Genomic DNA, 12,639 nt, shown 5'->3' on the forward strand with positions numbered 1-12,639 from the left:
GCCAATGGCACGAGTCACCGCTCCCGGGAGCGCCCTCAAAAACCAGGCGCTTCCCGGGAACGGCTGCCGACGGACCCCGCTCGGGTCCGCGGCTGCCGGCCGGGGGCCGTCCCCCCCGGCCGGACTCATCGGGATCAGGCCTGCGCGGCGATCCGCGCGAGGCGCTGGGCCTCTTCCCGCGTGGACACCGCGATGGCGTCCTCGTCGGCGAAGAGCAGTCGGTTGTTCTCGACGATCTGCTTGCCGTTGACCAGCGAGAGGGTCACCGGGGCGGCCGCACCGAAGACCAGCGCGGTGACCGGGTCGGCGATGGAGGAGTGAGCCAGGGTGTTGAGGTTCCACATCACCAGGTCGGCGCACTTGCCGACCTCCAGCGAGCCGATGCTGTCGGCGCGGCCGAGGACCTGGGCGCCACCGTACGTACCCAGGCGCAGGGCCTGACGCGCGTTCAGGGCGCGCTCGCGGTGGACCGGGTTCAGGCGGTTGATCAGCAGCGCGTTGCGCAGCTCGGTGTGCAGCTCACCGGACTCGTTGGAGGCGGTGCCGTCCACGCCGAGGCCGACCGGGACACCGGCGGCGAGCATGTCCGGGACGCGGGCGATGCCGGCGGCGAGGCGGGCGTTGGAGGACGGGCAGTGCGCCACACCGGTCTTGGTACGGGCGAACGCGGCGATGTCGGAGTCGTTCATGTGGACGCTGTGCGCCATCCACACGTCCTCGCCGAGCCAGCCGGTCGACTCGAAGTAGTCGGTCGGGCCCATGCCGAACAGTTCCTTGCAGAACTGCTCTTCCTCGACGGTCTCCGAGCCGTGCGTGTGCATGCGCACACCCAGGCGGCGGGCCAGCTCGGCGCCCTGCTTCAGCAGCTCGGTGGAGACCGAGAAGGGGGAGCACGGGGCGACGGCGACCTGGGTCATCGCGTCGAAGGAGTGGTCGTGGTGCTTCTTGACGGTCGCCTCGGTGTCGGCGAGCGCGCCTTCGAGGGTCTCGACGGCGTGGTCCGGCGGCAGGCCGCCGTCCTTCTCGCTTCGGTCCATCGAACCGCGGGCGAGGGTGAAGCGGACACCCATCTCGGACGCGGCGCGGATGATCGAGCCGGAGAGGTCGCCGGAGCCCTTGGGGAAGACGTAGTGGTGGTCCATGGCGGTGGTGACGCCGCCCTTGGCCATCATCGCCAGGGAGCCCTGGGCGGCCGTGTACGTCATCTGCTCGTCGATGCGCGCCCAGGTCGGGTACAGCGCGACCAGCCAGTTGAAGAGGTTGTGGTCGGTGGCCAGGCCACGCGTGATCCACTGGTAGAAGTGGTGGTGCGTGTTGACCAGACCCGGGGTCACGAGGTGCCCGGTGCCGTCGATGCGGCGGACCACGTTCTCGAGGTTCTCGGGGGCTTTGCCCGCACCGATCGACTCGATCTTGTTGCCGGCGACGACCACGTGGCCCGAGGCGTACTCGGTGTCGTTCGCGTCGACGGTCGCGATCGCACAGTTCTCGATGACGATGCGCTCGACCGCGCTGTCAGGGGCTGCCGATGCTGCCATGGGACTTCCTCGTGCTTTCAGTGGCGGTGCGGGCACGGCAAGGCCCAGGAGATTTGAGTGCCGGAGCCGGGGGCCTTGACAGCTGACAGTACTGCCGCCCCGCGAGGTGCGTCCGGGTGCCGATTCAGGAAGTTGATGCGTGTCGCCGCCGTCCCGGGGCCACTGCGGAGCCCCGGGACGCGCGTGCCGCGTCAGAGGTTGGTCATGTCCACGGGGATACGGGCGTCGACGCCGTCCCGGAGGACAGTGGCCTCGATCAGACCGTACGGGCGGTCCGCGGCGAAGTAGACCTCGTTGTCGTTCTTGAGGCCGAACGGCTCGAGGTCCACGAGGAAGTGGTGCTTGTTCGGGAGCGAGAAGCGGACCTCGTCGATCTCCGAACGGTGGTTGATGATGCGCGAACCCATCTGGTAGAGGGTCTGCTGCAGCGAGAGGGAGTAGGTCTCCGCGAAGGCCTGGAGCATGTGCTTCCGGGTCTCGGCGTACGACTTCTCCCAGTTGGGCATCCGCTGCTCGTCGTCCGACCAGTTGAAGCGCCAGCGAGCCGACACCTGGGTGGCCAGGATGCGGTCGTAGGCCTCCTTCAGCGTCGTGTACTTGTCCTTCACGTAACCCCAGAACTCGGAGTTCGTGGAGTTCATGACGACCAGGTCCTTGAGGCCGGAGATGACCTCCCAGTTCTGGCCGTCGTACGTGATCTGGGTGACGCGGGTCTCCTGGCCCTTGCGGACGAAGGAGTGCTTGACCTCGTCGGAGCCGATGAACTTGGAGTTGGCGTCCGAAGTCGGGATCCGGTCCCAGGCGTACTCCTCGATGCGGATGCGCGCCCGGTGGATCGGCTCCTGGCTGCCCACGAACCAGCGGGCCAGGTGGATGCCGAACTGCTCGGCGGACTCGATGCCGTGCTCCTTGGCGAACGCGTACACCGTGTTCTTGGTGGTGTCCGTCGGGAGGCAGTTGGCGTTCGAGCCGGAGTAGTGGACGTCGTCCATGTCGCCGGAGAGGGCGACCGAGACGTTCAGGTCCTTGATGTGGTGGGTGTCGCCGTCCCGCGTGATCTTGACGACGCGGTTCTCTGCCTTGCCGTACTGGTTCTGGCCCAGAATCGTGGCCATGACTAGCTCCCTCGGTAAACGGAGTAGCCGAACGGGTTGAGCAGCAGCGGTACGTGGTAGTGCTCGCCCGGGTTCACCGCGAAGGTGATGGTGACCTCGGGGAAGAACGCACCGCTGTCCCTTACGCGGGGGGCGTCCTGCTGCGCCTCGGCTTGCTTCTTTGCGAAGTACGTCTCGGTCTCGAAGTCGAGACGCACGTGAGTGGTGCCCTCCGGCAGCGCCGGCAGGTCCTTGCAGCGCCCGTCCGCATCGGTGGCGGAGCCGCCCAGGGCCGCCCACTGTCCGTCGAGTCCGGTGCGGGCCGACAGGGAGATGGCGACGCCCTCGGCGGGCTTGCCGATGCTGGTGTCCAGGATGTGCGTGGACACCGACGCGGTGGTCTCGGTGCTCATGGTCACTCTCCTCCTTCTGCGAGTTCGGCGAGGCGGGTCAGACGGATCTTGTTGATCTTGACGAGCTCACCGCGGGCGATCTCTCGCTCCTGCTCCGGCGAGTTGTCGATCCGGACCTTGACCGCGTCCCGCATGAACTCACCGGTCGCACCGGTGGCGCAGATGAGGAAGACGTGGCCGAACTTCTCCTGGTACGCCAGGTTCAGTTCGAGGAGCTCGTTCTTCAGCTCCTCCGAGGCACCGGCCATGCCACGCTGCTCGCGGGCGGAGGTCGGGTCTCCCGGCTTCGGCCGGCCGATCGGCGCGTGGCCTCCCATCGCCTCGCCCAGGTCCTCCGCGGTGAGCTCCGCCATGGCGGACTCGTTCGCGGCGAACAGGGACTCGACGGTGGTGAAGGGGCGCTGGGCGAGCAGCTTGCTCACCCATGCCGAGCTGGCGCACACCTCGTGCAGCTCGGCCGTGGCCGCGCTGTCGTCCAAGGCGTTGAACCGGGTGAGACCCGGGGTCGGACTCGAAGTCACGGTAGGCCTCCGTGGCCTGTTGTTGCTTTGACGGGCTGCGCATAGCTAACGCCCTCGACAACACGGCGTCAACACTTTGTTGAAATTTCCCGTACACAAAAGCCGCCGCCCGGGTGAATTGGGCGGCGGCTCGTCACTGGGGGTCAGTGGACTTCTACTCTTGGCTGCTCTTACCGGTGCCTTTGGGGCCGGAGTCCCGGTTCAAGTAGTTGTAGACCGTGAAACGGCTTACGCCCAGGGCGCCCGCGACCGTTTCCACACCGTGCCGCACGGAGAAGGCGCCCCGCGCCTCCAGTATCCGCACGACGTCCTGCTTGGACTTGCGGTCGAGCTGGGACAACGGTACGCCGTGCCGGCGCTCCAGGGCCGCAAGGATGTGGTCCAGCGAGTCCGAGAGCTGGGGCAGGCGCACGGCCAGCAGGTCCTGACCCTCCCAGCTGAGCACGACGTCGTCGGGCTGCGCCTGGGCGGGATCCATCAGCTCGCCGCCCATGGCATCGACGAGCGGCTTGACCGCGGTGACGAACGGGTGGTCGCGGGGCTCGGTCACGGCGTCTCCTCCCCGATCACATTGACCTGGAGCGTCACGCGCGTCGCTCCGGCCTCCAGCGAGTCGCGCAGCAGCGCGCCCACGGCGGCCATCACCCGGTCGGCCTCGCCTTCGGCGGTGTTGCCGAACGGGCCGACGTCCACCGCGTCCAGCTGGGCCTTCTGGATGACCTCGCGGGCGGCCACGGCGTGGGCAGGAGCCTCTTCGAGATCGAAGGGCTCGGTCGTGAACTCCACTCTCAATCGCACGCGGTCAAGCTACCTGGCGGTCAGGACTTTTCGGGAGTCCGCACTTGACAGCCGCGCGAACCTCGATGCAGTCTTCCATCAAGCAGAAACTAACTTCCGCAATACGGAAGGAGCGCACACCCCTCATGGGATACACGGACCAGCGCTTCGATGTAAACCTTTCGATCCTCTTCACGGAACTCCCGCTCCTGGAGCGTCCCGCGGCTGCCGCCGCGGCGGGCTTCACGGCGGTCGAGCTGTGGTGGCCCTGGATCGAGACCCCCACCCCCGCACAGGCGGAGCTCGACGCCCTCAAGAAGGCTCTTGAGGACGCCGGCACCCAGCTGGTGGGCCTGAACTTCTACGCCGGCCAGCTGCCGGGCCCGGACCGCGGTGCGGTGTCGGTTCCCGGGGAGGAGTCGGAGCGCTTCAACGCCAACATCAACGTGGCCGCCGACTTCGCGGCCTCGGTCGGCTGCAAGGCGCTCAACGCCCTCTACGGCAACCGCGTCGAAGGCGTGGACCCGGCCGTACAGGACGAGCTCGCGCTGAAGAACCTGGTCGTGGCCGCTCAGGCCGCCGACCGCGTCGGCGCGGTCCTCCTGATCGAGACCCTCAACAAGCCGGAGTCGCCGCTCTACCCGCTGGTGAGCGCCCCGGCCGGCATCGAGGTCGTGGACAAGGTGAACGAGGCCACCGGCCTCGGGAACGCCAAGTTCCTGCTCGACCTGTACCACTTGGCGATGAACGATGAGGACCTCTCCGAGGTCATCGAAAAGTACGCCGCCAAGACCGGGCACGTCCAGATCGCCGACAAGCCCGGGCGCGGTGCCCCCGGCACCGGCGAGCTGCCCCTCGAGGAGCTGCTCGACCAGCTGAAGAAGGCCGGATACGAGGGCTATGTAGGCCTGGAGTACAAGGCCGCCGACGCTGCCGCCTCCTTCGCATGGCTGCCGGCCGAGGCCCGCGCCGCGAAGTAGGCGGACAAAGTCCAGGCGATCAGCCAGGCACCTCACGCACTTTTCGTACAAAGCATTAAGAGAAGGACCCTCATCATGAGCAACCCCGCTGCGCTCCCGTCGATCGCCTGGATCGGTCTCGGCATCATGGGCTCCCCCATGGCCGAGAACCTCCTGAAGGCCGGCTACTCGGTCACCGGCTTCACCCTGGAGCAGGACAAGCTGGACCGCCTGGCCGCCGCCGGCGGCACCGCCGCCGGCTCGATCGCCGAGGCCGTCAAGGACGCCGACGTCATCATCACGATGGTGCCCGCCTCCCCGCAGGTCGAGGCCATCTCCTACGGTGAGAACGGCATCCTGGAGAACGCGAAGTCCGGTGCGCTGATCATCGACATGTCGTCGATCACCCCGCAGACCTCGATCGACCTCGCGAAGAACGCCGCCGAGAAGGGCATCCGCGTCATCGACGCCCCGGTGTCCGGTGGCGAGGCCGGCGCCATCGAGGCCGTCCTGTCGATCATGGTGGGTGGCGAGCAGGCCGACTTCGACGAGGCCCTGCCGGTCCTCCAGGCCCTCGGCAAGACCATCGTGCTCTGCGGCCCCCACGGCTCCGGCCAGACGGTGAAGGCCGCCAACCAGCTCATCGTCGCGGTGAACATCCAGGCGTGCGCCGAGGCCGTCGTCTTCCTCGAGAAGTCCGGCGTGAACCTGCAGGCCGCCCTGGACGTCCTCAACGGCGGTCTGGCCGGCTCCACGGTCCTGACCCGCAAGAAGGACAACTTCCTGAACCGCGACTTCAAGCCCGGTTTCCGGATCGACCTGCACCACAAGGACATGGGCATCGTCACCGACGCCGCCCGCAACGTCGGTGCGGCCCTCCCGGTCGGCGCGGTCGTCGCCCAGCTGGTGGCCTCGCTGCGCGCCCAGGGTGACGGTGGCCTGGACCACTCGGCCCTGCTCCGCGCCGTCGAGCGCCTCTCCGGCGCCCAGGTCTGATCCCGACCTGAGCCCCCTTCCCCTCACGGGGACCTGAGTTTCCGGATGGTGCCGGTGCTGACACCTGTCCTGTCGCGCCCAAGCGCCGGCACCGTCCGGATTTCCTCTCTTCAACTTCGTTCAACAAACTGTTGACGTTTAGTTCCTGCCGAAATTAGGCTGTTCCGCATGACGGAAGACACTTTCCGTCAGCAGTTACCCGTACGGAAGGTCACCATGTCGAAGCGCACGCTGACGACCGAGTCCGGCGCCCCGGTCGCCGACAATCAGAACTCCGCCACCGCCGGCGTCGGTGGCCCGCTCCTGGTCCAGGACCAGCAGCTCCTCGAGAAGCTTGCCCGCTTCAACCGTGAGCGCATCCCGGAGCGCGTGGTGCACGCCCGCGGCTCGGCCGCGTACGGCTACTTCGAGGTGACCGACGACGTCACCGCGTACACCAGCGCCGCGTTCCTGAACACGGTCGGCAAGAAGACCGAGACCTTCCTGCGGTTCTCCACCGTCGCCGACTCGCTGGGTGGCGCGGACGCCGTCCGCGACCCGCGCGGCTTCGCGCTGAAGTTCTACACCGAAGAGGGCAACTACGACCTCGTCGGCAACAACACCCCGGTGTTCTTCATCAAGGACCCGATCAAGTTCCCCGACTTCATCCACTCGCAGAAGCGCGACCCCTTCACGGGCAAGCAGGAGCCGGACAACGTCTGGGACTTCTGGGCGCACGCCCCCGAGGCGACGCACCAGATCACCTGGCTCATGGGCGACCGCGGTATCCCGGCGTCGTACCGTCACATGAACGGTTACGGCTCCCACACGTACCAGTGGACCAACGAGCAGGGCGAGGCCTTCTTCGTCAAGTACCACTTCAAGACGAACCAGGGCATCCGCTGCCTCTCCGGCGAGCAGGCCGCCGAGCTCGTCGGCAAGGACGCGAACTCGCACCAGACCGACCTGCTGCAGGCGATCGAGCGCGGTGTGAACCCGAGCTGGACCCTCTACGTCCAGATCATGCCCGCCGCCGAGGCCGCGGACTACCGCTTCAACCCGTTCGACCTCACCAAGGTGTGGCCGCACGCCGACTACCCGCTGCAGCGCGTGGGCCGCCTGGTCCTCGACCGCAACCCGGACAACGTCTTCGCCGAGGTCGAGCAGTCCGCGTTCTCCCCGAACAACTTCGTCCCGGGCATCACCGCCTCGCCGGACAAGATGCTCCAGGGCCGCCTGTTCGCCTACGCCGACGCCCAGCGCTACCGCCTCGGTGTGAACCACACCGTGCTGCCGGTCAACGCCCCGAAGGCGACGAAGGCCGACAACTACGGCCGCGACGGCGTCATGGCGCTGCGCAACGGTTCGCGCCACGACAAGAACTACGAGCCCAACTCGTACCAGGGCCCTGCCGAGACCGGTCTCGCGCTCGGCGCCCCGAAGGCCGTCTCCGGCTACACGGGCACCCACGAGGCCCCGGCCCACACCAAGGACGACGACTTCTTCCAGGCCGGTGAGCTCTACCGCCTGATGTCGGAGGCCGAGAAGCAGCGTCTGGTGGCGAACATCGCCGGCGGTCTGTCTCAGGTCACCCTGGAGGACGTCATCGAGAAGAACCTGGCTCACTTCCACGCCGCCGACGCCGACTACGGCAAGCGCGTCGAGGAGGCCGTCCGCGCCCTGCGCGACGCCTGAGCCCCACAGATGTACCGGGGGCCTGACGGGAGGTCAGGCCCCGGGTGCTGAGCCCGACCCGTGGACCCGGATGAGGGGTGGTACGCGGCGAGGGCAGGACGAGGACCGTGGCAGGTGTGCGAGCCAGTGCGGTGGTAATGGGTTCCGAGGCCCGTCTCTTGACCTGAGGGAGACGGCGCCGGAGTTCTCGTCGCCCGCCCGCCACGGTCCCAGCCACTCCTCTCCGTACAGGGGCCACGCACAGAGTCCCCTGTACGCGGAGGAACCCCACCTCCCCCAGTCTCCGCCCGGCGGTGCGAACGTCCTGTCGCGCCAGCCTCGCTCCGTCGGGCGGTAACAACCAGAGCGCCGAGTCACGGACGGTCCCGTGACTCGGCGCTTTGTCGTACCCGCCTTTGCCCCTGCCCGCCCTTGCCCCTGCCCGCGCCTTTGACCCTGCCCGCCCCTGCCCGCTACGGCCCGCGCGCTACGGCGTCCAGCAGGCGTCGGGTGTACGGATGCTCGGGCATGCGTGGTCCGGGTACGCGCGCCCGGGGCCGACAGGACCGACGCCGTCGGGACCTGTTCCACGATCCTGCCCGGAGTCCGTCACGACCAGGTCCTCGGTCACCGCGCGGACCCGTCCGTACGCACGGCACGGGCGCCCACCTCCGGTACGGCGGCGAGGACGCACGCGCCACGCTTCTCCAAGCCCTGCTGAGCGAGCTGCAGGACGCCCCGCGGGTCCGCGAGAACAGCACCACCCGGGGCGAGCTGCGGGCCGGCGCCGTCTTCCACGCCGAACTGCGCGAGCCCCTCGCCGAGTCCACCCGTTCCCGGTCCCAGGACACGGCGGACGCCGTCTCGGACGCCCAGGCGGCCGGCCTCGCCGACCTGCACGTCGCGTCGCTCGACGCCGCCGAGCGGCTCACCGCCCTGGTGGAGGGGCTCGGCGAACGCTGGCTGAGCGGCTCCCTCACCCTGGAGCGCGCCCGCGGGCTGCTGACCGGTGCGGTGGAGACGGAGCTCGGGCCCCGCCCCACATAGCCCCGGCCCCGGCCCCGGCCCTGACCCAGGCCCCGGCCCCGATGACGGCAGAACGGCCCCGACCCCCGCACGCTACGCAGAACGGCCCCCGTCCCTCCGAGGAGGGGCGGGGACCGTTCGGCAGTGCGGGTGGATCAGACCTTACGGATCAGACCTTGAGGGCCTTGATCGCGGTCGGGGCGTGGCCCGCCTCGGTCGCGAGCTCCTCGAACTCCGTGACGTCGCTCATGTCGACCGTCTTGCTCATCGAGATGTTGGTGACGCGCTCGAGGATGGCCTCGACGACGACCGGGACCTGGAACTCCTGGGCCAGCTTCTTGGCCTGCTCGAAGGCGGCACCCAGCTCGTTCGGGTCGGTGACGCGGATCGCCTTGACGCCCAGACCCTCGGCGACCTTGACGTGGTCGACGCCGTAGACGCCGATCTCCGGGGTGTTGATGTTCTCGAATTCGAGGTTGACCTCGAAGTTGATGCCCAGGCCGCCCTGCGCCTGACGGATCAGGCCCAGGTAGGCGTTGTTCACCAGGACGTGGACGTAGGGGACCTTGTGCTGCGCGGCGACCGCGAGCTCCTCGATCATGAACTGGAAGTCGTAGTCGCCGGAGAGGGCGACGATCGGGGTCTCCGGGTCCGCGGTGGCGGCACCGATCGCGGCCGGGATGGTCCAGCCGAGCGGACCGGCCTGGCCGCAGTTGATCCAGTTGCGCGGCTTGTAGACGTGCAGCATCTGCGCACCGGCGATCTGGGACAGACCGATGGTGGTGACGTAGCGGGTCTCCGGGCCGAAGGCCTTGTTCATCTCCTCGTAGACGCGCTGCGGCTTCATGGGGATGTTGTCGAAGTGCGTACGGCGCTGCAGGGTGGCCTTGCGCTCCTGGGCGGACTCGGCCCAGGCGGAGAAGTCCGGCAGCTTGCCCTCGGCCTTGAGGTCCTTGGCGACCTCGATGAAGAGCTCCAGCGCGGCCTTGGCGTCGGAGGCGATGCCGAAGTCCGGGGCGAAGATCTTGCCGATCTGGGTGGGCTCGATGTCGACGTGGACGAACTTGCGGCCCTTGGTGTAGGCGTCCAGGTTGTAACCGGTGTGACGGTTGGCCCAGCGGTTGCCGATGCCGAGGACGAAGTCCGACTCCAGGAAGGTCGCGTTGCCGTAGCGGTGCGAGGTCTGGACACCGACCATGCCGGCGCTCAGCTCGTGGTCGTCCGGGATGGTGCCCCAGCCCATCAGGGTGGAGATGACCGGGATGTTCGTGAGCTCGGCGAACTCGACCAGCAGGTCGGAGGCGTCGGCGTTGATGATGCCGCCACCGGCGACGATCAGCGGGCGCGCGGACTCCAGCAGGAAGCTCAGGGCCTTCTCGGCCTGCGCACGGCTGGCCTGCGGCTTGTAGACCGGCAGCGGCTGGTAGGTCGCGGGGTCGAACTCGATCTCGGTCAGCTGGACGTCGATCGGGAGGTCGATCAGGACCGGGCCCGGACGGCCGGAGCGCATCAGGTGGAAGGCCTCCTGGAACACGCCCGGGACCTGCGCGGCCTCCAGGACGGTGGTGGCCTTCTTGGTGACCGGCTTGGCGATCGAGGCGATGTCGACGGCCTGGAAGTCCTCCTTGTGGAGCTTCGAGACCGGAGCCTGACCGGTGATGCACAGGATCGGGATCGAGTCCGCGATCGCGGAGTACAGGCCGGTGATCATGTCTGTGCCGGCCGGGCCCGAGGTACCGATGCAGACACCGATGTTCCCCGCCTTGGCCCGCGTGTAGCCCTCGGCCATGTGCGAAGCGCCCTCGACGTGGCGGGCCAGCGTGTGCTTGATGCCGCCCACGTTCTTGAGCTCGCGGTAGAACGGGTTGATCGCAGCACCGGGGACGCCGAACGCTTGTTCGACACCCTCGAGCTTGAGGATCTCAACTGCGGCAGCGGCGGCTGTCATACGAGGCATCAGGTTCTCCTGCGGGTCTGGCGGTCAGACTTTTTCCGTCATCCGGAAGTTTTGTTCTGCTATACGGAACAAGCTAAGCGGCGGCTTCCCCCACGTCAAGGCGCTCGCGGACCCCGGATGCCACCAAAAGCCGCGTCTCGCTCGGTGTGTTGCACAAATGACCGGAGCCTCCGGCGGGAATCCACCGGATTCGGCGGGCGGGCTCGCCCCGACGGTCGCGGGTGGTGGAGCATGGACCTACGCACAGCGACGGAGGGGGTCCAGGTCTCATGGCGGAAGCGGTACCGGTGCGCTGCCCGGCGTGCCTGCGCGAGAACGGCTACACCGCCCCGGTCTTCCCCTGCGCCTGCGGGAGTCCGGTCAATCCGCCGCTGGATCTGACGGCGCCACCCGATCCGCTGACCCATCGGACCTGGTCGGACAGCTGGGTGGCGGTGCGCTGCGAGTCCTGCGGGCGGGAGAACGAGTGGCCGCAGCCCGAGCTGGGGTGCGGATCGTGCGGGACGGTGGTGCGGATTCCGGTGCACCCCGTTCGCCCGGCGCATCCCGTTCACCCCACGCACCCCGTGCATCCGGTGGACCGGGCTGAGCAGGCCGGGTCCCGCGACGGCGACGGCGACGGCGTACAGGCGGGGTCTCCCAGGGCGGCGGACCCGGCCGGTCGGGCCACCGAGGGGCCGGGTCCGCATCCGGCGCACATACCGCTGCCGCCGACGGCACCGGTGCCGCGCCCCGCGTTCCGGCCGGTGACCATCCGTACGGCCCGCGACGCGGTGGCCACCGCCGCGCTGTACCTGCGCTGGCTCGGCTTCCAGGACGTACGGCAGCCCGACGGGCGGCCGATCCCCTCGGCGGCCGTGGACCTGCGGGCTCCGGGCCTGGTCGCGCAGGTGGACCCCACCACCGCGCCGGCCGGGGTGCGGGCGGTGGAGTGCGTCTGGCTGAACGGACTCACAGCTTCCGCGACCAGCGTCTACTTCGCGCTCGCCGGATACACGCAGGACGCCCGCAGCCGCGCGGACGACCTCGGGATACCGCTGTTCGTCATGGACCTCACGGGCATGCCGCAGCCGGTCAACGACCCGGCGGACGAGCTGGTCGGCACGGGCGCGTAGCGGGCGCGCAGCCGCCCCGGGGGCACGGCGCGGGCATCGCCTACGCTCGGAGGCGTTATCCGCTTCCTGCCAGGAGAGCCCGATGAGCCTTTACGACATCCCGCTGACCACCCTGTCCGACGAGCCCACCAGCCTCGGGGCCCACAAGGGCAAGGCGATCCTGCTGGTGAACACCGCCTCTCAGTGCGGTCTGACCCCGCAGTACTCGGGACTGGCCCGCCTGCAGTTCACGTACGAGGAGAAGGGCTTCACCGTCATCGGCGTGCCCTGCAACCAGTTCGGCGAGCAGGAGCCCGGCAACGCCGAGGACATCCAGACCTTCTGCGCGGCCGGTTTCGGCGTCACCTTCCCGATGCTGGAGAAGTCCGAGGTCAACGGCGAGAACCGGCACCCCCTCTACCAGGAGCTCGTGAAGGTCCCGGACGCGGAGGGCGAGGCGGGGGACATCCAGTGGAACTTCGAGAAGTTCCTGATCTCCCCCGCCGGCGAGGTCGTGGCACGCTTCCGTCCGCGTACCGAGCCCGAGTCCCCCGAGGTCGTCGCGGCGATCGAGGCGCACCTGCCCGTCTAGGTCGTGGCGTCCCCAGGGC

Annotated in this window: 13 protein-coding genes; 6 read left to right on the forward strand and 7 right to left on the reverse strand. The window is 68.6% G+C overall.

The features are described from left to right. Positions 1-134: 134 nt before the first annotated feature. The 6 genes from AB0D48_RS06795 to AB0D48_RS06820 form a co-directional block, all read right to left on the reverse strand. Entirely contained in the window at positions 135-1,538 is a 1,404-nt protein-coding gene (locus AB0D48_RS06795) for an 8-oxoguanine deaminase (protein ID WP_362391544.1), read from the reverse strand. A gap of 191 nt (positions 1,539-1,729) precedes the next feature. Continuing rightward, a complete protein-coding gene (gene pucL / locus AB0D48_RS06800; RefSeq protein ID WP_362391545.1) occupies positions 1,730-2,653 on the reverse strand; it encodes a factor-independent urate hydroxylase in 924 nt (307 codons plus the stop codon). A 2-nt stretch (positions 2,654-2,655) separates the two neighbouring features. After that, positions 2,656-3,045 carry a hydroxyisourate hydrolase gene (gene uraH / locus AB0D48_RS06805; RefSeq protein WP_362391547.1) on the reverse strand — a complete coding sequence of 130 codons (390 nt, stop codon included), beginning with the start codon at positions 3,043-3,045 and terminating at the stop codon, positions 2,656-2,658. A 2-nt stretch (positions 3,046-3,047) separates the two neighbouring features. Beyond that, on the reverse strand, positions 3,048-3,566 hold the full coding sequence (gene uraD, locus AB0D48_RS06810) for a 2-oxo-4-hydroxy-4-carboxy-5-ureidoimidazoline decarboxylase (RefSeq protein WP_362391549.1): 519 nt from the start codon (positions 3,564-3,566) through the stop codon (positions 3,048-3,050). A gap of 154 nt (positions 3,567-3,720) precedes the next feature. Beyond that, positions 3,721-4,116, reverse strand: a complete 396-nt coding sequence (locus AB0D48_RS06815; protein ID WP_362391551.1) for a helix-turn-helix domain-containing protein — start codon at positions 4,114-4,116, stop codon at positions 3,721-3,723. Then, on the reverse strand, positions 4,113-4,364 hold the full coding sequence (locus AB0D48_RS06820) for a thiamine-binding protein (RefSeq protein ID WP_362391553.1): 252 nt from the start codon (positions 4,362-4,364) through the stop codon (positions 4,113-4,115). Before AB0D48_RS06820 ends, AB0D48_RS06815 begins: the two co-directional genes overlap by 4 nt. Positions 4,365-4,489: 125 nt before the next feature. Here AB0D48_RS06820 and AB0D48_RS06825 point away from each other — a divergent pair, with 125 nt between their 5' ends. The 4 genes from AB0D48_RS06825 to AB0D48_RS06840 all read left to right on the forward strand — a co-directional run bounded on the left by AB0D48_RS06825 (position 4,490) and on the right by AB0D48_RS06840 (position 8,998). Beyond that, the gene (locus AB0D48_RS06825) at positions 4,490-5,323 is read left to right on the forward strand and encodes a TIM barrel protein (protein WP_362391555.1); all 834 of its coding nucleotides are present in this window, start codon (positions 4,490-4,492) and stop codon (positions 5,321-5,323) included. 75 nt (positions 5,324-5,398) lie between these two features. Continuing rightward, positions 5,399-6,298: a 2-hydroxy-3-oxopropionate reductase gene (locus AB0D48_RS06830; RefSeq protein WP_362391557.1), complete on the forward strand. Its 900-nt coding sequence runs from the start codon at positions 5,399-5,401 to the stop codon at positions 6,296-6,298. A gap of 216 nt (positions 6,299-6,514) precedes the next feature. After that, positions 6,515-7,972 carry a catalase gene (locus AB0D48_RS06835; RefSeq protein ID WP_362391719.1) on the forward strand — a complete coding sequence of 486 codons (1,458 nt, stop codon included), beginning with the start codon at positions 6,515-6,517 and terminating at the stop codon, positions 7,970-7,972. Positions 7,973-8,479: 507 nt separating this feature from the next. Then, entirely contained in the window at positions 8,480-8,998 is a 519-nt protein-coding gene (locus tag AB0D48_RS06840; RefSeq protein WP_362391559.1) for a hypothetical protein, read from the forward strand. A 148-nt stretch (positions 8,999-9,146) separates the two neighbouring features. Here the strand turns inward: AB0D48_RS06840 and gcl are convergent, their stop codons facing one another. Next, positions 9,147-10,934: a glyoxylate carboligase gene (gene gcl / locus AB0D48_RS06845; RefSeq protein ID WP_362391561.1), complete on the reverse strand. Its 1,788-nt coding sequence runs from the start codon at positions 10,932-10,934 to the stop codon at positions 9,147-9,149. A gap of 269 nt (positions 10,935-11,203) precedes the next feature. On the opposite strand from gcl, the gene AB0D48_RS06850 reads away from it, so the two are divergent. Together AB0D48_RS06850 and AB0D48_RS06855 are read left to right on the forward strand one after the other, a co-directional pair. Beyond that, positions 11,204-12,049 (forward strand): hypothetical protein, encoded by an 846-nt coding sequence (locus tag AB0D48_RS06850; protein ID WP_362391563.1) that lies wholly within the window; start codon positions 11,204-11,206, stop codon positions 12,047-12,049. Positions 12,050-12,131: 82 nt separating this feature from the next. Beyond that, a complete protein-coding gene (locus tag AB0D48_RS06855) occupies positions 12,132-12,620 on the forward strand; it encodes a glutathione peroxidase (protein WP_362391565.1) in 489 nt (162 codons plus the stop codon). Positions 12,621-12,639: the final 19 nt, after the last annotated feature.

Origin of the sequence: Streptomyces sp. NPDC048269, assembly GCF_040652395.1 — a bacterium.
In the GTDB taxonomy this organism is placed as follows: Bacteria; Actinomycetota; Actinomycetes; order Streptomycetales; family Streptomycetaceae; genus Streptomyces.

Coding starts and splice junctions, on each gene's coding strand:
- AB0D48_RS06840 (WP_362391559.1), top strand. CDS start 8,480: ATGCGTGGTCCGGGTACGCGCGCCCGGGGCCGACAGGACCGACGCCGT.
- pucL (WP_362391545.1), bottom strand. CDS start 2,653: ATGGCCACGATTCTGGGCCAGAACCAGTACGGCAAGGCAGAGAACCGC.
- AB0D48_RS06795 (WP_362391544.1), bottom strand. CDS start 1,538: ATGGCAGCATCGGCAGCCCCTGACAGCGCGGTCGAGCGCATCGTCATC.
- AB0D48_RS06850 (WP_362391563.1), top strand. CDS start 11,204: ATGGCGGAAGCGGTACCGGTGCGCTGCCCGGCGTGCCTGCGCGAGAAC.
- gcl (WP_362391561.1), bottom strand. CDS start 10,934: ATGCCTCGTATGACAGCCGCCGCTGCCGCAGTTGAGATCCTCAAGCTC.
- AB0D48_RS06830 (WP_362391557.1), top strand. CDS start 5,399: ATGAGCAACCCCGCTGCGCTCCCGTCGATCGCCTGGATCGGTCTCGGC.
- AB0D48_RS06855 (WP_362391565.1), top strand. CDS start 12,132: ATGAGCCTTTACGACATCCCGCTGACCACCCTGTCCGACGAGCCCACC.
- AB0D48_RS06835 (WP_362391719.1), top strand. CDS start 6,515: ATGTCGAAGCGCACGCTGACGACCGAGTCCGGCGCCCCGGTCGCCGAC.
- uraH (WP_362391547.1), bottom strand. CDS start 3,045: ATGAGCACCGAGACCACCGCGTCGGTGTCCACGCACATCCTGGACACC.
- AB0D48_RS06825 (WP_362391555.1), top strand. CDS start 4,490: ATGGGATACACGGACCAGCGCTTCGATGTAAACCTTTCGATCCTCTTC.